At 71.6% G+C, this 17,945-nt stretch carries 17 protein-coding genes; 8 read left to right on the top strand and 9 right to left on the bottom strand.

The window, feature by feature from the left end; all coding sequences use genetic code 11:
- Positions 1-60: 60 nt before the first annotated feature.
- The gene (gene panB / locus CCN44_RS04105; RefSeq protein WP_059249007.1) at positions 61-927 is read right to left on the bottom strand and encodes a 3-methyl-2-oxobutanoate hydroxymethyltransferase; all 867 of its coding nucleotides are present in this window, start codon (positions 925-927) and stop codon (positions 61-63) included.
- A gap of 181 nt (positions 928-1,108) precedes the next feature.
- On the opposite strand from panB, the gene CCN44_RS04100 reads away from it, so the two are divergent.
- The 4 genes from CCN44_RS04100 to CCN44_RS04085 all read left to right on the top strand — a co-directional run bounded on the left by CCN44_RS04100 (position 1,109) and on the right by CCN44_RS04085 (position 5,962).
- Positions 1,109-2,695 carry an MFS transporter gene (locus tag CCN44_RS04100; RefSeq protein WP_189397231.1) on the top strand — a complete coding sequence of 529 codons (1,587 nt, stop codon included), beginning with the start codon at positions 1,109-1,111 and terminating at the stop codon, positions 2,693-2,695.
- An 84-nt stretch (positions 2,696-2,779) separates the two neighbouring features.
- Complete coding sequence (locus CCN44_RS04095) at positions 2,780-3,409, top strand: TetR/AcrR family transcriptional regulator (RefSeq protein ID WP_189397233.1); 630 nt, start codon at positions 2,780-2,782, stop codon at positions 3,407-3,409.
- A gap of 188 nt (positions 3,410-3,597) precedes the next feature.
- A complete protein-coding gene (locus CCN44_RS04090; protein WP_059249004.1) occupies positions 3,598-4,647 on the top strand; it encodes an endonuclease/exonuclease/phosphatase family protein in 1,050 nt (349 codons plus the stop codon).
- 97 nt (positions 4,648-4,744) lie between these two features.
- Positions 4,745-5,962, top strand: a complete 1,218-nt coding sequence (locus CCN44_RS04085) for an MFS transporter (RefSeq protein WP_086696875.1) — start codon at positions 4,745-4,747, stop codon at positions 5,960-5,962.
- A gap of 81 nt (positions 5,963-6,043) precedes the next feature.
- On the opposite strand, the gene CCN44_RS04080 is transcribed toward CCN44_RS04085, so the two are convergent.
- Together CCN44_RS04080 and CCN44_RS04075 are read right to left on the bottom strand one after the other, a co-directional pair.
- Positions 6,044-6,406 (bottom strand): ATP-binding protein, encoded by a 363-nt coding sequence (locus CCN44_RS04080; protein ID WP_223283916.1) that lies wholly within the window; start codon positions 6,404-6,406, stop codon positions 6,044-6,046.
- The gene (locus CCN44_RS04075; protein WP_059249001.1) at positions 6,403-6,624 is read right to left on the bottom strand and encodes a hypothetical protein; all 222 of its coding nucleotides are present in this window, start codon (positions 6,622-6,624) and stop codon (positions 6,403-6,405) included. The genes CCN44_RS04080 and CCN44_RS04075 overlap by 4 nt, the downstream gene beginning before the upstream one ends.
- A 115-nt stretch (positions 6,625-6,739) precedes the next feature.
- Between CCN44_RS04075 and CCN44_RS04070 the strand changes: the two genes are divergently transcribed.
- Both CCN44_RS04070 and CCN44_RS04065 read left to right on the top strand, forming a co-directional pair.
- Positions 6,740-7,603, top strand: a complete 864-nt coding sequence (locus CCN44_RS04070; RefSeq protein WP_237482293.1) for a helix-turn-helix domain-containing protein — start codon at positions 6,740-6,742, stop codon at positions 7,601-7,603.
- Positions 7,575-7,856 (top strand): DUF397 domain-containing protein, encoded by a 282-nt coding sequence (locus tag CCN44_RS04065; protein ID WP_086696874.1) that lies wholly within the window; start codon positions 7,575-7,577, stop codon positions 7,854-7,856. The genes CCN44_RS04070 and CCN44_RS04065 overlap by 29 nt, the downstream gene beginning before the upstream one ends.
- Positions 7,857-7,917: 61 nt before the next feature.
- Here CCN44_RS04065 and CCN44_RS04060 read toward each other — a convergent pair whose 3' ends face one another.
- From CCN44_RS04060 to CCN44_RS04050, 3 genes are all read right to left on the bottom strand, one after another.
- Entirely contained in the window at positions 7,918-9,861 is a 1,944-nt protein-coding gene (locus tag CCN44_RS04060; protein WP_086696873.1) for a S53 family peptidase, read from the bottom strand.
- A gap of 115 nt (positions 9,862-9,976) precedes the next feature.
- Positions 9,977-10,606, bottom strand: a complete 630-nt coding sequence (locus CCN44_RS04055; protein WP_086696872.1) for a DUF305 domain-containing protein — start codon at positions 10,604-10,606, stop codon at positions 9,977-9,979.
- A complete protein-coding gene (locus CCN44_RS04050) occupies positions 10,603-11,292 on the bottom strand; it encodes a DUF3105 domain-containing protein (protein WP_059248997.1) in 690 nt (229 codons plus the stop codon). The genes CCN44_RS04055 and CCN44_RS04050 overlap by 4 nt, the downstream gene beginning before the upstream one ends.
- 136 nt (positions 11,293-11,428) lie before the next feature.
- Here CCN44_RS04050 and CCN44_RS04045 point away from each other — a divergent pair, with 136 nt between their 5' ends.
- Positions 11,429-11,884, top strand: a complete 456-nt coding sequence (locus CCN44_RS04045; RefSeq protein WP_086696871.1) for an RrF2 family transcriptional regulator — start codon at positions 11,429-11,431, stop codon at positions 11,882-11,884.
- Between the two features lie 116 nt (positions 11,885-12,000).
- Here the strand turns inward: CCN44_RS04045 and CCN44_RS04040 are convergent, their stop codons facing one another.
- Complete coding sequence (locus CCN44_RS04040) at positions 12,001-13,185, bottom strand: globin domain-containing protein (RefSeq protein WP_086696870.1); 1,185 nt, start codon at positions 13,183-13,185, stop codon at positions 12,001-12,003.
- 318 nt (positions 13,186-13,503) lie between these two features.
- On the opposite strand from CCN44_RS04040, the gene glnA reads away from it, so the two are divergent.
- On the top strand, positions 13,504-14,865 hold the full coding sequence (gene glnA, locus CCN44_RS04030; RefSeq protein ID WP_059248994.1) for a type I glutamate--ammonia ligase: 1,362 nt from the start codon (positions 13,504-13,506) through the stop codon (positions 14,863-14,865).
- Positions 14,866-14,916: 51 nt separating this feature from the next.
- Here glnA and CCN44_RS04025 read toward each other — a convergent pair whose 3' ends face one another.
- Complete coding sequence (locus CCN44_RS04025) at positions 14,917-15,804, bottom strand: hypothetical protein (RefSeq protein ID WP_143649609.1); 888 nt, start codon at positions 15,802-15,804, stop codon at positions 14,917-14,919.
- 25 nt (positions 15,805-15,829) lie between these two features.
- Positions 15,830-17,945, bottom strand: a 2,116-nt coding sequence (locus CCN44_RS04020; protein ID WP_107502042.1) for an Orn/Lys/Arg family decarboxylase, incomplete at its 5' end; no start/stop codon positions are given.

Raw genomic sequence — 17,945 nt, 5'->3', positions numbered from 1 at the left:
ACCACCGGGCAGCCCGCCGACGGGGGATGATCGGCGGGCTGCCCGGTGGTGCCGCAGTGGCTAGTGGACGGAGTGCTCCTCCAGCGGGAAGCCCCCGCCGACGACGTCCTCCGCGAACGCCTTCACCGCGTCGCCCATGACCTCACGCAGGTCGGCGTACTTCTTCACGAACTTCGGCACCCGCCCGGACGTCAGCCCCAGCATGTCGGTCCACACCAGCACCTGCGCGTCCGTCTCCGGCCCGGCCCCGATCCCCACGGTGGGAATGTGCAGCACCCGCGTCACCTCGGCCGCCAGCTCCGCCGGAACCAGCTCCAGCACCACCGCGAACGCCCCCGCGTCCTGCACGGCCTTGGCGTCGCGCAGCAGCTGCTGCGCCGCCTCCTCGCCGCGCCCCTGCACGCGGTAGCCCATCGCGTGGACGGACTGCGGGGTCAGCCCGATGTGGGCCATGACCGGGATGCCGGACTCCACCAGCAGCCGGATCTGCTCGTGCGACCGCTCGCCGCCCTCCAGCTTGACCGCGCCGACCCCGGCCTCCTTCACCAGCCGGGTAGCCGAGCGCAGCGCCTGCACCGGGCCCTCCTGGTAGGAGCCGAAGGGGAGGTCGCCCACGATCAGGGCGCGCTGCGTGCCGCGGACCACGGCGGCCGACAGCATGGACATCTCGTCGAGGGTCACGGGCACGGTCGTGTCGTACCCGAGGTGGCAGTTGCCCGCCGAGTCGCCGACCAGGATCACCGGGATCCCGGCCTCGTCGAAGACGGACGCGGTCATCGCGTCGTAGGCGGTGAGCATGGGCCACTTCTCGCCCCGCTCCTTGGCGAGGGCGATGTCGCGGACGGTGATGCGGCGGGTGCCCTTCCCCCCGTACAGCGCCTTGCTGCCGTCGGAAGGCTTGTTCTGGGCAGCCGAAAGCTGCGTCATGGCAACGGCTCCTTCAGTCATCTCGAGGCGCCCTGACGGCGTCCCCGGATCGACTCCATGGTGGCACCTCGTGCCATTCGGGGCCAGGGGTCCCCCCGGTAAGCCTGCGCGGCGGTAAGACCTTGGTAAAGAAATAAGATACGAGACGGTTCCGTATCGAAATGGCCGTAGGCTCGAACACATGACAAGTCCCGTCCCTGCCTCCCGCATACCGGAAGCGGTGCACCGGCGCCGCTGGGCGATCCTCGGTGTGCTGATGCTCAGCCTGCTCATCGTGGTGCTCGACAACTCCATCCTGAACGTCGCCGTCAAGACCATCGCCACCCCCGCGCCGACCGGCCTCGGCGCCACCCAGAGCGAGATCGAGTGGGCGATCAACGCCTACACCCTCGTCTTCGCCGGCCTGCTGTTCACCGCCGGACTCGTCGGCGACCGGATCGGCCGCAAGAAGGTGCTGCTCGGCGGCATCCTCGTGTTCGGCATCGGTTCCGCCCTCGCCGCCGAGTCCGGCTCGCCGGGCCAGCTGATCGCCTACCGCGCGGTGATGGCCATCGGTGCCGCCTTCGTCATGCCGGCCACCCTCGCCGTCCTCATGAACGTCTTCGAGCGCGAGGAGCAGCCGAAGGCCATCGGCATCTGGGCCGGCGGCGTCGGCCTCGCCATCGCCATCGGCCCGATCACCGGCGGCGCGCTGCTCGACCACTTCTGGTGGGGCTCGGTCTTCCTCGTCAACGTGCCCATCGTGATCATCGCGCTGGTCCTGATGGCCTGGCTGGTCCCCGACTCCCGCGACCCGCGCCCCGGCCGCCTGGACCCCATCGGCGTGGTCCTGTCCGTCGTCGGCCTGACCCTGCTCGTCTACGGCATCATCGAGGGCGGCGAGCTGGCCGACTTCACCGACACCAAGGTGCTGGCCACGATCATCGCCGGCCTCGCCGTCCTGGCCGCCTTCGTCGTCTTCGAGAAGCGCAGCGACCACCCGTCGCTGGACGTCACCTACTTCCGCAACAAGGTGTTCTCCGCCGCCATGAGCGCCATCGCGCTCGTCTTCTTCGCGCTGATGGGCGTCACCTTCTTCGGCGTCTTCTACACCCAGAGCGTGCGCGGCTACTCGCCGCTGGAGTCCGGCCTGCTGATGCTGCCGCTCGCCGCCGCCCAGCTGATCTTCGCGCCACGCGCCCGGCTGGTGGTCGACCGGTTCGGCAACAAGGTCACCACCACCGCGGGCCTGGTGGTCATCGCGGCGACGCTGGCCGCGTTCGCCGGGTTCGAGGCCGACACGCCCATCTGGCTGCTGGAGGTCGTCTTCTTCCTCATGGGCGCCGGCATGGCCCACATCATGACGCCGACCTCCGTCGTCATCATGCAGGCCCTGCCCCGCGAGAAGGCCGGCTCCGCGTCCGCGCTCAGCAACACCTTCCGCCAGGTCGGCGGCGCCCTCGGCCTCGCCGTCCTCGGCTCGGTGCTGGCCAGCTCCTACCGCAACGGCATCGAGGACAAGCTCGGCCTGCTGCCGCCGGGCCTGCGCGACACCGCCGGCGAGTCCATCGAGGCCACCCTCGGCGTCGCCGAGAAGCTCGGCCCGCGGGGCGAGGCCCTGGTCACCCCCGCCCACGACGCCTTCCTGCACGCCATGCACGTCACCGCCCTGTGCGGTACGGGCGTCGCGCTGATCGGCGCCGTGGTGACCGCCCTGTTCCTGCCGGGCAAGCCGCCGGCCGCTCGGCAGGACAGCGCGGAGGCGGAGCTGGTCGCGGTCGGGGACTGACCGCACGCGTCACCGGCCGCGATGCCACGGGGGAAGGAGGCGGCTGCGGGACAATTCCCGTAGCGCAGTGAAAGGACGGAACGAGTGAGCCTTGCCGAGAGCCGGCCACGCCCGGACGGACCCGCCCGGGGCCGCCCGCGCAGCGAAGCCGTGGAACGCGCCATCCTGGAAGGCGTGATGAAGCTCCTGGAGGAGGGCGTGCCCCTCGCCGAGCTGTCCATCGAGCGGGTCGCGCGCACGGCCGGGGTCGGCAAGGCCACCATCTACCGCCGCTGGAGCGGCAAGGAGGAACTGTTCGTCGACGTCGTACGCGCCGCCGAACCCCCCGACCCCGAACTCCCCGGCACCTCCGTGCGCGACGACCTCGTCGTGCTGCTGGAGTCCCTGCGCCGGCGCGGACTGGTCAGCCGCTCCTCGGCGATCCTGCACAACGTGTACGCCCAGATGAAGTCCGCCCCCAGGATCTGGGCGGCGTACCACGCGAGCGTCATAGAGCCCCGGCGCGTCATGGCCCTGGAGGTGCTGCGCCGCGGACAGGAGAACGGCGAGATCCGGGCGGACGTCGACCTGGACCTGGCCAACGACATGTTCGTCGGCCCCATGCTCGTCCGCTCCGTGATGCGCCCCGACGCCGACCTGCCGGAGAGCCTCCCGGGGCGCATCGTCGACACGGTCCTGGAGGGCCTACGACCCGTCAGGTCGACAGCCTCGTAGCACTCGTGTGCGCGTTTCGTCACAGACGCCGTCCGTCCCGGGGCAGCCGGAACTCGCCGCCCCGGCTCGTTCGTCCTCGTCTTCCGTACGGCCGTCATGGGACGGCGGGAACGGAGCCGATCATCCCCTAGGGTCGGAAGCAGCACGGGGGGCGAACGGTGTGCACGGCAGGCAGTGAGGCAGACGGTATGGCGCAGCAGGCGTACATGACGGAGACGGTGGGCGGCGGCTCGGAGCCCGAGCGACCGGGATCCCGGCTTCGGCGCCTCACGCACCGCCTGCTCACCGGCTGGCGGAACGATCCGCGGATCTGGCGGCGCGGCATCGTCCTCGCCGTCCTGGCCCTGCTGCTCGCCCTGGTGATGCTGGTGCACGCCCACATCCCCAACGCGGTGGGCAACCTCGGCTCGCTCACCGAGACGTTTCTGCCCTGGCTGGGCCTGGCCATCCCGGTGCTGCTGGTGCTCGGCCTGATCCGCAGGTCGGCCACCGCGCTGCTGGCGGTCGTCCTCCCGGCGGCCGTCTGGCTGAACCTCTTCGGCGGGCTGCTCACCGACAAGGCGGGCAGCGGCGGCGACCTCATGGTGGCCACCCACAACGTCAACGCCGACAACCCCGACCCGGCGGCGACCGCGACCGACGTGGCCGCGTCCGGCGCCGACGTCCTGGCCCTGGAGGAGCTGCCCGCCTCCGCCGTACCCGTCTACGAGAAGGCGCTCGCGCCGACGTACAAGTACCACGCGGTGGTCGGCACGGTCGGGCTGTGGAGCAAGTATCCGATGACCGGCGTCGAGGCCGTGGACATCAAGCTGGGCTGGAAGCGGGCGATGCGCGCCACGGTCGCCACGCCCCGGGGCCCGGTCGCGGTCTACGTCGCCCACCTGCCCTCGGTGCGGGTGAAGATGGAGGCCGGGTTCACCGCCCGGCAGCGCGACAAGAGCGCCGACGCGCTCGGCGAGGCCATCGCGGACGAGTCCGTGCAGCGTGTCGTCCTGCTCGGTGATCTCAACGGTACGATGAACGACCGCTCGCTCAACGCCGTCACCTCGCAGCTGCGCTCCACGCAGGGCGCGGCGGGCAGCGGCTTCGGCTTCAGCTGGCCGGCGTCGTTCCCGATGGCGCGCATCGACCAGATCATGGTCAAGGGCGTCGAGCCGGAGAGCAGCTGGACGCTGCCGCGCACGGACAGCGACCACCTGCCGGTGGCGGCCCGTGTGAAGCTGGACACGTCCTCGTAACCGGCAGGAATACCGGGCCTGAGAGCCTTTGTTCCGAGCTTGAACATAACCTTGTACGGAACTCCGCTCCCCCCGCTTCGAAAGGCACAGGCCCTTCATGCCCCTGGCCCTGCTCGCACTGGCCGTCGGCGCTTTCGGTATCGGTACGACCGAGTTCGTGATGATGGGCTTGCTGCCCGACGTCGCGGACGACCTGCACATCTCGATCCCCACCGCCGGCCACCTGGTCTCGGCGTACGCACTGGGCGTGGTCATCGGCGCGCCGCTGCTGGCCGCGCTGACGGCCCGCATGTCCCGCCGCACGGTGCTCATCTCCCTCATGGCCCTGTTCGTGGCGGGCAACGCCCTGTCCGCGCTGGCCCCCGGCAACGCGTCGCTGCTGGCCGCCCGCTTCCTGAGCGGCCTGCCGCACGGCGCCTTCTTCGGCGTCGGCGCGGTCGTCGCCACCGCGATGGTCCCGCCGGAGCGCAAGGCCCGCTCGGTGTCCCTGATGTTCCTCGGCCTGACCGTCGCCAACATCGCCGGCGTCCCCGCCGCCACCCTCATGGGCCAGCACCTCGGCTGGCGGGCCACCTTCCTGGCGGTGAGCGCGATCGGCCTGGCCGCGATCGCCTCCCTGGCCCTCCTCGTCCCGCACGACCGGAACCACGCGGCGACGGCGACGGGCCTGCGCGGCGAACTGGCGGCCCTGAGGTCGGTCCCGGTCTGGCTGGCGCTCGGTACGACGGTGGCGGGCTTCGGCGCGCTCTTCGCGGCGTACAGCTACGTCACGCCGATGCTGACGGACGCGGCCGGCTACGCGGAGACGAGCGTGACCCTGCTCCTGGCCCTCTTCGGCGTCGGTGCCACCGCGGGCAACCTGCTGGGCGGACGCCTGGCGGACCACTCGCTGCGGGCCACCCTCTTCGGCGGCCTGACGGCGCTGGGCGCGGTCCTCCTGCTGTTCCCCCTCCTCATGCGGGCGGAGTGGAGCGCGGCCGTGGCGGTGACCCTGCTGGGCATGGCGGCGTTCGTGACCGGCTCCCCGCTCCAGCTGATGGTGATGGAGAAGGCCGCGGCGGCCCCCTCCCTCGCCTCCTCGGCCAACCAGGCGGCCTTCAACCTGGCCAACGCCGGCGGCGCCTGGATCGGCGGCCTGTCCCTGGCGGCGGGCTTCGGTACGACGTCCCCGGCCCTCGCGGGCGCGGCCCTGGCGGTCCTGGGCCTGGGCGTGGCGAGCGTGGCGTACGCGGTGGACCGCCGCCGGGAGACTCCGTCGACGGGCCGGGTGATCACCTCCCACGTCCCGGAGGAATCGGGCGCGCTGCACCGCTGAGGGGCCGCTGAGCCGCACAGCAGCTCTGCGGGCCGGTGACGGGGCCGGCGGTGTGCCGCCGCCCCGCACCCGTGCCCCGCCTCAGTTCCTCAGCTCGCACCACACCGTCTTGCGGTCCGGCCCCTGCTCCACGCCCCACCGCTCGGCGAGCGCGTTCACGAGCGCCAGACCCCGCCCCGACTCGTCCGCCGCCGTGGCGGACAGCAGGACGGGCAACGCGCGCGGGTCGGGGTCGGTCACCTCGATGCGGGTACGGCCGTGACGCGTCGCCGCACCGATGACGCGCACGGTCACCGGTGTGCCCTCGCCCAGGTGGTCGATGACGTTGGTCAGCAGCTCCGTCGCGCACAGGCGGACGTCGAAGCCGTGCTCCCGGAGGTGGTGGCGCAGGTCCGGCGCGGCCTTCGGCGTGGCGAGCAGCTCGAATTCCAGCGTCGTCCTCACTCGGCCGCCGCCTTCCGCAGCACGGCGGCGAGTGCCCGTGCCGTGGTCGTGTTGCAGTTCCCGAGCGAGACGAGTCCGGCGGGCGGGGTGTACGTACCGGCGAAGCTCGGCAGGTCGACCCCGAGCGACGGAAGCGTGATGCCGTGCAGCGCGAGGGCGCCGCGGAGTTCTTCGACGCACAGGGTGACGTCGTGGGCGGTGGGGGAGTGGTCGGGCATGGGGAGCTGCACCTTCTTGTGCGGTCTGTGACGAACGCCTCACAGACTGTCGCCGGGCTCGCTACCGTGAAAGAGGTTTCGCGTTCGCGACCAGGGCAGCGGAGGAGAGTGAGCGGTGGCTCGGGGCAAGGACATCGACGGCTCGATGAGCGTGCCGACCTTCTACGGCAAGGAGTTGCGGTGGAAGAGGGAGGCGGCGGGGCTGTCGTTGGAGGCATTCCTTGAGGGCAGCTTCTACGGCAAGACGTACCTCAGCGACATCGAGCGCGGGGAGCGGAGGATGCCGATCGACCTGGCCCGGCATGCGGATCGGGTGCTGGGGACGGACGGGTTCTTCGAGCGGCATTGCGAGGATGTGCGGAGGGCGCGGAGGGGGCCGCACGCCGCGTACTTTGAGAAGGCTTTGGAGGCGGAGAGGCATGCGGAGTCCATCGAGCTGTGGTCTCCCATCATCTTCCCTGGGCTGCTACAGACGGCGCCCTATGCGCGGGAGCTGGTCCGCTCTGCCCACCCGGCAGCCTCCGAGGAGTGGGTCGAGGAGAAGGTGACGGCCCGTCTCGCCCGCGCCCGGCTCTTCGAGGAGGATCACTCCACCCCGGAGTATTGGGCGGTCCTGCACGAGTCGCTGATCGCGGACCCGATCCTCCCCCCGCTGGAGATGGCCGCACAGTTGGATCGAGTTGTGGGCTTGGCCGAGCGGCGCCGGATCACTCCGCAGATCGTTCCGCGGACGTGCGGGGCGTATCCCCTGATGGCCGCGTCCATCATGGTCATGGACTTCCCGGACGCTCCACCGCTGATCTACACCGAGGCGTCGTACAGCGGGGACACCATCGACGATCCGGCCCTCGTGAAGCAGTACCGCAAGGCATACGATCGGCTCAGGGCCGTCGCGCTGTCACCAGACACGTCCCTCGCCATGATCAAGGCCGCGGCAGAGGATTACCGAAATGGCAAGCAACCGGATCGACTTGAGTGACGCTCTCTGGTTCAAGAGCAGCTACAGCAACGGTGACGGCGGGGAATGCGTCGAAGTAGCCAGCGACTTCCCCGGCGCCGCCCTCTGGCGCAAGTCGAGCTACAGCAACGAAAGCGGCGGCAACTGCGTCGAAGTAGCCTCCAACATCCCCAACCTCGTCCCCGTACGCGACTCAAAGGTCCCCAGCGGCCCCACCCTCCTCCTCACCTCCGCCGCCTGGACTCCCTTCATCGCCTCCCTCAAGACCCCGTGACGCCGCAGGGGCGTGAGGTGCCCGGCACCCCACGCCCCTTCAGCGAAGCGACTCGGTCGGCTCAGCGTCGCCGGAACGACTGCACGTACCCGCCCGCCGGCGAGCCGACCCCCGTCACATCGTCGTACCCCTTCACCGCGGCCAACGAGCTGTCCTTGCCCAGACTCCGCACCGACGTCAGCAGGCCACCCGCCGCGTCGTACCCGTTCGCGAAGTCGACCCGCGCCACAGCCAGTCCCGACCCCGTCGGGTTGTCCGTGACGTCGTGGTAGACGCCCTTCTTGCCGTACTTGGCGTAGATCACCGGGTTGGCGAAGCCGAGCGGCTTGCCGCCCCGGGCCTCCTGGGCCAGGGCCTGGACCGCGGCGATGACCGGGGCGGCCAGCGACGTGCCGCCGATGCGGTACTCGCTGTACCGCTGCGAGCCGTCGGGGAAGGTCTGGGTCTGGCCCACCAGGAACCCGGTGTTCGGGTCGGCGATGGCCGCGATGTCCGGGACGACGCGGTTGCCCGCCGCGCTGTTGGCCGTGGCGAGCGACTTCGGGACGACGCCCTTCTGGTAGTACGGCTGCGGCACCGTCCTGCTGGTGCCGCCCCCCGCACCGGAGGTGAACGTGCCGGGGAAGCCCTCCCAGCTCTTGCCGTCGGCCGAGAGGGACGCCTTCAGGGTGCCCCAGCCGGTCTCCCACAGGTACTTCTCGCCCTTGCCGACGGCCAGCGAGGTGCCGCCGACCGCGGTCACCCAGGCGGAGTTGGCCGGGGTGTCGACCTGCTTGACCCCGGACGCCGCGACCTGGTCGCCGTCGTCGCCGGAGGAGAAGTAGAAGCCGATGCCCTGTACCGCGCCCAGCTGGAACACCTGGTCGTAGGCGGCGGCGAGGTCCGGCGTCTGGTTGGCCTCGACGTCGCCCCAGGAGTTGGAGACGATGTCGGCCAGGTGGTTGTCGACGATCTTGCTGAGGGAGTCCAGGAGGTCGTCGTCGTAGCAGGAGGCCGCGCCCACATAGGTGATGTCGGCGGCCGGGGCCACCGCGTGGACCGCCTCGACGTCCAGGGTCTCCTCGCCGTACCAGCCGGCCGCCCCGCACTCCTCGGTCTTCGTGTAGTTCTTCGGGAGGACCTGGTGCAGCTGCCCGGTCTTCCAGGGCGCGTCGCCGTTCTTCACCGCGTACGTGCCCGCGTCGTAGGCGATCGTCGGGGAGGCGTACGCGTCGGTGACGGCGATGCGGACCCCGCGGCCGGTGTACGTGCCCGCGCCGTACGCCGCGCGCAGCTGCTTGCCGGTGTAGCCCTTGACCGCGTACGGGACCTTCGAGCCGTACGCGTCCGGGAGGCCGGTCGCGACGTTCGAGCCGTAGTACGACGAGAACGGCCCGGCGTTCTTGAACACCGCGTCCGGCGGCGGGAGTCGGTCGTCGTGGTGCGCCTTGTGCGGGGCGTTGTCCAGGCCGGTGACGGTGAGGACGGCGCCCTGGAGGGCGGCGGGGACGGAGGCCGTCCGGGCCGGGGCGCGGTACGTCCTCGCGCCCTTGGTGTAGTTGTGCAGCTGGGTGCCGAAGGCCCTCTCCGTGGCGGACACGTCTCCGGAGACGGCGACGTAGTGCGGGGTGACCGCGGTGACGGTCAGGCCCGACGAGGTCAGCCAGGACTTCACGGCGGCCACCTGGGCCTTGGTGGCACCGAAGCGGGCCTGTGCCTTCTCGGCGCTCAGGAACTTGCCGTACTGCGGGGAGCCGGGGTCGGACACCGCCCTGGCGTAGGCGGCGAGGCCGGCCCGGTCCCGCCCGGCCAGGTAGACACGGGCCTCGACCCGCGCGCTGTCCGGGGTCGCGCCCTTGTCCGCCGAGGCCGTGGCCCACAGCGGCCTGGTGCCCTTCAGCACGTCCCGGGCGGGGCCGTCCGCGGCGTGTGCCGCGGGTATGCCCAGCGCCAGCGTGCCGACGATCATGGGCAGTGCCGCTGCCAGGCTCACGCCGGCGCGCACGGTGGCGCGATTGGATCTCATGGAACCCCCTGCGATGGATCACGATGGGGGCCCACTCTTTCGATGAACCGTTCATGTCAGGGGAACGCGGAAGTCAAGAGACGATCAAGATCAGGGCTTCCCTGATCCACGGGGCTCAACGAGCCTTTGCGTCCCGCTCCTTGAGCATCCCGGCCATCAGCTCGATCTCCGACTCCTGCGCCTCGACCATGCCCTGCGCGAGCCGCTTCTCCACGCCGACGGTGCACTTGGCGACACACCCCTCGGCCATGTGGACGCCGCCCTTGTGGTGGTCCGTCATCAGCTGGAGATAGAAGATCTCGGCCTGCTCGCCGCTGAGCGAACCCAGCTTCTTCAGCTCGGTGTTCGTGGCCATGCCCGGCATCAGCGCGCCGTCCTTGCCGTCGGCCATGCCGCGCATGCCCATCCAGGTCATCGGCGGCTCGGCGGACACCTTCGGCAGCCCCCACAGGTCCAGCCAGCCCAGCAGCATCCCGCGCTGGTTGGCCTGGGTCTGCGCGATGTCGTACGCGAGCCGCCGCACCTCCTCGTTCTTCGTGCGGTCCCGCACGATGTACGACATCTCGACGGCCTGCTGGTGGTGCACGGCCATGTCCCGCGCGAACCCCGCGTCGGCGGACTCCGCGCCCGGCGTCGCCGTGTCCGGTCCGCCGGTGTCCCCGGCGACCGCGTAGGTGATCGCGCCGGCCGCGACGAGCACCGCCGCCGCGGCCGAGGCGATCCAGCCGACGTGCCGCCGCCTCACTTCATGACCCCGCCGGTGCACGAGGCGCCCGGCTCGGGCGTCTGCGGACCCTGCACATAGGCGGCGAAGAACTTGTCCACTTCCGGATCCTTCGCGCTCTTCACCGCCACCTGGTGGCCCCAGGCCGACAGCAGCAGCGGGGCGTCCTGGTTCTCGTACGGGCTCATCAGCGAGTACGGCGTCTTCTTCACCTTGGCCGCGAGCGCGTCGACGTCGGCCTTCGGCGCCTTGCCGGTGTACGTCACCCAGACCGCGCCGTGCTCCAGCGAGTGCACGGCGTTCTCGTTCGCCACCGGCTCGGTGTAGACGTCGCCGTTGCAGTTCAGCCAGACCGGGTTGTGGTTGCCGCCGACCGGCGGGTGCATCGGGTACGACACCTTGGTCGTCACATGCGTCCGGGCCAGCTTGCCCGACCAGGTCTTCACGCCGTCCTTGCCGGTGGTGAAGTGCCCGGTGTTCCCGGAGCCCTTGGCGTCGCCGCTCGGCGACGACAGGTCCTTGTCGGGGCCGGAGTCGCCCTGCGTGTTCACCAGGACCACACCGCCGACGACGAGACCGACGACGACCACGACACTGGCGGCGATGGTGAGCACCCGGTTACGGCGCTCGCGGGCACGTTCCGCGCGCCGCATCTCCTCGATGCGCGCCTTGCGCGCCGCGGTGCTGTTGTTCTTGCCGGAACCCATGAGGCGTGTCCTTCTGGAGAAGGGGACGTGGACGGTGGGGCCCGCTGATCGTAATGCGCGGGGGGCGCACTTCCGTAGGGCGAGCGCGGGAACCGGGTAATTTGAAGCCGGGATGCGCATTACCTACGCTCGCGGTATGCGGCTGCTGCGCTCCACCGACCTGGCCCTGCGCGTCCTGATGCGACTCGCCGTCGTCACCGACGCCACGCCCACGACCCGCCAGGTCGCCGCGGACATGGACGTCCCCTACACGCATGCCGCGAAGGTCGTCGCCGAACTCCAGCGCCTCGGTCTGGTCGACGCCCGGCGCGGCCGGGGCGGGGGGCTGGCGCTGACGGAACGCGGCCGTACGGCGTCGGTGGGCGCGGTGGTGCGGACCTTCGAGGGCGACGGGGACGTGGTGGACTGCGAGGGGGCCACGCAGGGAACGCCGGCCTGCCCGCTGCGTTCCGGCTGCCGCCTGCGGGGCGCCCTGCGGGGAGCCCAGGAGGCGTTCTTCGCCGCGCTGGACCCGGTCACGATCTCCGAGATCGTGGCTGAGCCGACGGGGCCGTTGCTGCTCGGGATTGCCAAGGGGCCGGAGTCGGTCTGAGCGCACCGCGACCCGCCACGTGGGGTCGTCCGGCGGCTGCCGCGCCGTCGTGGCGGGTCGCGCCCACGCGGCGGTAGCCCGCATATCGGACACAGCCCCGCGCTCCTACGGGACGCTCAGTCCCGCGCCAGCCACAGGTCCGGGCCGAACACCTCGTAGTGGATGTCGGCGGGGGCCACGCCCTTCTCGATCAGCTGGCTGCGGATCGCGCGCATGAAGGGCAGCGGGCCGCACAGGTACGCGCGCGTGCCGGGGTGCACGGCGATGTCCGTGAGGTCGGCCAGGCCGGTGCGGGCGGTCCGGCCCGCGTCCCGCTCGTAGAAGAAGTGGACGGAGGCGCCGGGCAGCTTGCCGGCGTAGGCCGCGTGGTCGGCGCGCAGGGCGTGGTCGGCGGGGGAGCGGTCGCCGTGCACGACGGTGACCGGGGCGCGGTGGCCGCCGGCCGCGAGGTCGGCCAGCATCGCGATCATCGGGGTCACCCCGATCCCGGCCGAGGCGAGCAGCAGCGGGGTGTCCGGGGCGCCGGCCAGGACCAGGTCGCCGTACGGCTCGGACAGCTCCAGGACGTCACCGGGGCGCACGCGCGCGTGGAGGTGGTTCGAGACCTCGCCGTCGGGCGCGGCCTCGCCGTACACGCGCTTGACGCTGATCCGGCGCACCGCCTCGCCGGGCGCCCCGGACAGGCTGTACTGCCGGATCTGCCGGGCGCCGTCGGGCAGCGCCACGCGGACGGAGACGTACTGCCCGGCGCGGAAGCCGGCCACCGGGCCGCCGTCGGCCGGCCGCAGCCGGAAGGTGACGACGTCCGGGGTCTCCTCGATGCGCTCCTCGACCCGGAAGGCGCGGAAGCCGGGGCCGCCGCTCTCCTCGTACAGCCGCTTCTCGATCGCGGTGAGCGCGTTGGCCATCAGCCAGTAGACCTCGTCCCAGGCGGCGGCCACCTCGGGCGTGACGGCCTCGCCGAGGACCTCGGCGAGGGCGGCGAAGAGGTGCTCGTGGACGACCCGGTACTGCTCGGGGGCCACGCCCAGGGAGGCGTGCTTGTGCGCGATGCGGGCGAGCATCGCGTCCGGCCGGTCGTCGGGGTGGTCCAGCAGGTGCGCGGCGAAGGCGGCGATCGAGCCGGCGAGGGCCTGGCGCTGGGTGCCGGCGGCCTGGTTGCCGCGGTTGAAGAGGTTGCGCAGCAGGTCGGGGTGGGCGTCGAAGAGGCGCGTGTAGAAGCGCTCGGTGATCTCGCCGATGGCCGCTCCGACGGCGGGCAGGGTGGCGCGGACGGTGGCTGCGGACTGCTCGGTCAGCATCGGGACTCCTCGGAGAACTCGGCTGATCGGCACGCTATGAAAACTTGCATCTGAGATGCAAATTAAACGGGAGTGGTGTCGCTCACCGCCGTTCCCCACGGGAAGGGAATCGCCCGTTACGGATGTCGGTCCGAGCAGGCAAGATGGGCGAGAGCGCAGTACACCTGCCGTACGAGAGGCGTTCAGCACCGGGACGCGTCCGCGATCGAGGTCCGCAACGCGCGTGAAATGGTGTTGTGGTGGGATGCTCAGGTGCCCGACCGCCTCCCGTGGTACGGGGGACAGGCGGCCTGACCAGCAAGGATGGGGAAGCGGAAGATGGACAAGCAGCAGGAGTTCGTGCTCCGGACGTTGGAGGAGCGCGACATCCGGTTCGTACGCCTGTGGTTCACGGACGTGCTGGGCTTCCTCAAGTCCGTCGCCGTGGCCCCCGCCGAACTGGAACAGGCCTTCGACGAGGGCATCGGCTTCGACGGCTCCGCCATCGAGGGCTTCGCCCGGGTCTACGAGTCCGACATGATCGCCAAGCCGGACCCCTCCACCTTCCAGGTGCTGCCGTGGCGCGCGGAGACCCCGGGCACGGCCCGGATGTTCTGCGACATCCTCATGCCGGACGGCTCCCCGTCCTTCGCGGACCCGCGGTACGTGCTGAAGCGCGCCCTCGCCCGCACCTCCGACCTGGGCTTCACCTTCTACACCCACCCGGAGATCGAGTTCTTCCTGCTGAAGGACCGCCCCCTGGACGGCTCCCGCCCGACCCCCGCCGACAACTCGGGCTACTTCGACCACACGCCCACCAACGTCGGCATGGACTTCCGCCGCCAGGCGATCACCATGCTGGAGTCGATGGGCATCTCGGTGGAGTTCTCCCACCACGAGGGCGCGCCGGGCCAGCAGGAGATCGACCTGCGCTACGCCGACGCGCTCTCCACGGCCGACAACATCATGACGTTCCGCCTGGTCATGAAGCAGGTGGCGCTGGAGCAGGGCGTCCAGGCGACGTTCATGCCGAAGCCTTTCTCCGAGCACCCCGGCTCCGGCATGCACACGCACCTCTCCCTCTTCGAGGGCGACCGCAACGCCTTCTACGAGTCCGGCGCCGAGTACCAGCTCTCCAAGGTCGGCCGCTCCTTCATCGCGGGCCTGCTGCGGCACGCGGCGGAGATCTCCGCGGTCACCAACCAGTGGGTGAACTCCTACAAGCGCATCTGGGGCGGCTCCGAGCGCACGGCCGGCGCCGGCGGCGAGGCCCCCTCCTACATCTGCTGGGGCCACAACAACCGCAGCGCCCTGGTCCGCGTCCCGATGTACAAGCCCGGCAAGACCGGCTCGGCCCGCGTCGAGGTCCGCTCCCTCGACTCCGGCGCCAACCCGTACCTGGCCTACGCCGTCCTCCTGGCCGCCGGCCTGAAGGGCATCGAGGAGGGCTACGAGCTGCCGCCCGGCGCCGAGGACGACGTCTGGGCCCTCTCCGACGCCGAGCGCCGCGCGATGGGCATCGAACCCCTCCCGCAGAACCTCGGCGAGGCCCTCACCCTCATGGAACGCAGCGACCTGGTCGCCGAGACCCTCGGCGAGCACGTCTTCGACTTCTTCCTGCGTAACAAGCGGCAGGAGTGGGAGGAGTACCGCTCGGAGGTCACCGCGTTCGAGCTGCGCAAGAACCTTCCTGTGCTCTAGCCCGAGCGCGCGCGGGGGCCGGTCCGCCGGCGGGTGGGCCGGCCGCGGTGTTCAGAAGGGCAGGTTCGGCAGGACGCACGCCACGGAGCCCGCCGCGGGAAGCGCCGCCACGGCCGCGAGGAGCAGGGTGCGGAAGGCGAAGCCGACCGTGAGCGGGCGGCTGGCGCGGGCGGGGTGCTCGGGGTCGTAGACGAGGTCCACCGGCCCGGCGTACGCCCTGTCCGCGAAGCCCCAGACGGTGACGACGGAGGGGACGTCCCGCATCCGCTGTCCGTCGAGGGTGGTGAACGACATCCGGGAGAACACCCACAGGTGCCCTCCCTTGTCCCAGATGCGGACGTAACCGGTCACCTCGCCGACCACGCCGACACCGCGCCTGCGCAGCAGCCACAGCGAGCGCACCCGCCGGGCCGCCCGCCAGAGCGGGACGCCGCCGGCCAGGCCCAGCACACCGCCCGCGACCAGCGTCGCGGCGGCCGTACCGGCGTCCAGGGGGCTGACCAGACCCAGCAGGAACAGCACCAGCCCGTACACCGGCACGACACGGGCGATCCGCACCACGGCCCGCGCGCGCGGACCCAGCTCGCGCCGGGGCGGCTGCCGCCGCTCGACCCGCACCAGAGCGTGCCCGTCCGCCACGGGCTCGGTCGCCGCCAGCGCGGCCGTCAGCTGGGCCAGGAACGCCTGCGCGGACCGCGCGTTGGGGGCCCGCAGCTCCACGGAAGCCCCCAGCCCGTGCCCGGCGGCGTGCCCCGGCGGACCGCTGATCCGTATCCGCAGCCCGCCCGCCGGTGTCGCCTCCGCGGACCGGAGGGCCCGCACGGGCAGGGTCCAGGTCGTCCGGCCCCGGACGACCTGGAGCCGGACCCCGTCGAACCGGGCCGTGGTCCCGCCCGCCGACAGCATCGTCTCCGTACCGCTCGCCCCCGTGTTCGGCATGGACGGAGGATACGCGGCTCCCGCCTCACTCCGGGCGCAGGCACTCGATCTCGTAGTCCCCGCTGTCCTCGTCGATCGTCACCCCGTGGGTCTCGCTGCGGAAGCCGGGGAAGTGGCGGTCGAAGGTCTCCAGCGCGGTGAGGTAGCGCAGGAGGGGGCCGTCGGGGGTGCCGGTGGACTCACCCGGCATGAGGACGGGGATGCCGGGCGGGGTGACCGTGACCATCGCCGCCGCCACCCGGTGCGCCGCGTCGGCGATCCGCACCCGCTCGGTACCGCCCCGCACCAGCCGCTGGTAGCAGTGCTGCGGCGGGAAGACCGGATCCGGCAGCCGCTGGAACGCCGTGTCCAGCAGCTCCACCAGCCGCACCGAGCGCAGCTGGTCGTGCATCTCCTGGCACAGCTGCCGCAGGGTCAGACCGGAGTAGCGGCGCGGGTGCGCGGCGACCGCCTCCGGCAGGACGCGGTCGAGCGGGGCGTCGGAGTCGTACAGGGCCTTGAAGTCCATCAGGGCGTCCAGCAGCGTGCCCCACTTGCCCTTGGTGATGCCCATGGAGAACAGGATCAGCGTGGTGTAGCTGTCGGTCTTCTCGACCACGATGTTCCGGGTCGCCAGATAGGCCGTCAGCACCCGCGCCGGGATGCCCTCCTCGGCCATCTCGCCGGTGGCGGTGATGCCGGGGCAGGTCAGCGTGACCTTGACCGGGTCCAGCATGCAGTGGCCCTCGGTCAGCCCGGGGAAGCCGTGCCAGGCGGCGCCGGGCTCCAGCAGCCAGCAGGACTGCTCGGTGCGCAGCAGCTCCGACGGGGCCTCGTCGAAGGGCAGCCGTTCGCCCGTCACCGGGTCGGTGACCTCCTCCGGCTGCCAGACCCCGAAGAACCACGGCGGCCGGTCCCCGGCCCGCGCCACCCGCCGCCCCAGCCGCACCATCTCCTGGCGGAACCGGATCGCCTCCGTCACGGCCTCGTCCACCAGCCACTCGCCCTGCGGCCCGTCCATCATGGCCGTCGCCACGTCCAGCGAGGCGATCATCGGGTACAGCGGCGACGTGGTGCCGTGCATCATCAGCGCCTCGTTGAACCGGTCGTGCTCCACCGGCGCCCGCGGCGCGGGCCGCACATGCACCATCGCCGACTGGGACAGCGCGGCCAGCAGCTTGTGCGTGGACTGGGTCGAGAAGACCGTCGGCCGCTCCGGGCCGGGGATGGCCTCGGCGTCCACCGACATGCCGTACCGCCCCCGGTACAGCGGGTGGAAGCGGGCGTACGCGAACCACGCCTCGTCGAAGTGCACCCGGGGCGTACTGGCCGCGAGCGCCTTCGCGGCCGGTACGGCATCGTAACTGAGCCCGTCGTACGTCGAGTTGGTGAACACCGCGTACTGCGGCTCCCGCGACAGCGCGCCCTCGGCGAGCGGGTGTTCGGCGATCCGGGCCGCGATCGACTCCGCCGCCAGCTCGGCCGGCGGCAGCGGCCCCGCGAGGCCGTACCCGTTGCGCGTGGGCACCAGGTAGACGGGCCGGGCGCCGGAGACCACCAGCCCGTGCAGCACCGACTTGTGGCAGTTGCGGTCCACCAGGGCGAGTTCGTCCCGGGTGACGCTGAAGTGGCCGACCAGCCGGTTGCAGGTGGAATCGCCGTGCAGCACGAAGTAGCTGAGGTCGGCCCCGAAGACGCGGGCCGCGTTGCGCTCCGCCTCCCCGATCGGACCGGTGTGCTCGAACAGCGAGCCCAGCTCCTCCACCGAGATCGACAGATCGGAACGCAACAAGCGCTCACCGAAGTAGTCGTGGAAGGCGCGCCCCGCGGGCGACTTGAGGAAGGCCACGCCGCCGGAGTGGGCCGGGGTGTGCCAGGAGTACTCGTGGGCGTCGTGGAACCGGCGCAGCGCCCGGAAGAACGGCGGCAGCACGTCCTCCCGGTAGGCGCGGGCGGCACTGGTGATCCGGCCCGCGATGAACCCCGGGGTGTCCTCCAGCGGCCACACGTACCCGACGACCGTCTCCGACACCCACAGCGGCAGCTCCCGCACGCCCTCCTCGGCCATGACGAGGAACACCGGCAGGTTCCGGTACCGCCGCCCGATGCGCCGCAGTACGGCCGCCCCGCCGGGCGCCTTCTCCGGCGCGGCGAGCGCGGCC

Source organism: Streptomyces tricolor, assembly GCF_002155905.1.
GTDB classification, from domain to species: domain Bacteria; phylum Actinomycetota; class Actinomycetes; order Streptomycetales; family Streptomycetaceae; genus Streptomyces; species Streptomyces tricolor.
This window is presented reverse-complemented; position numbering and strand designations above follow the sequence as displayed.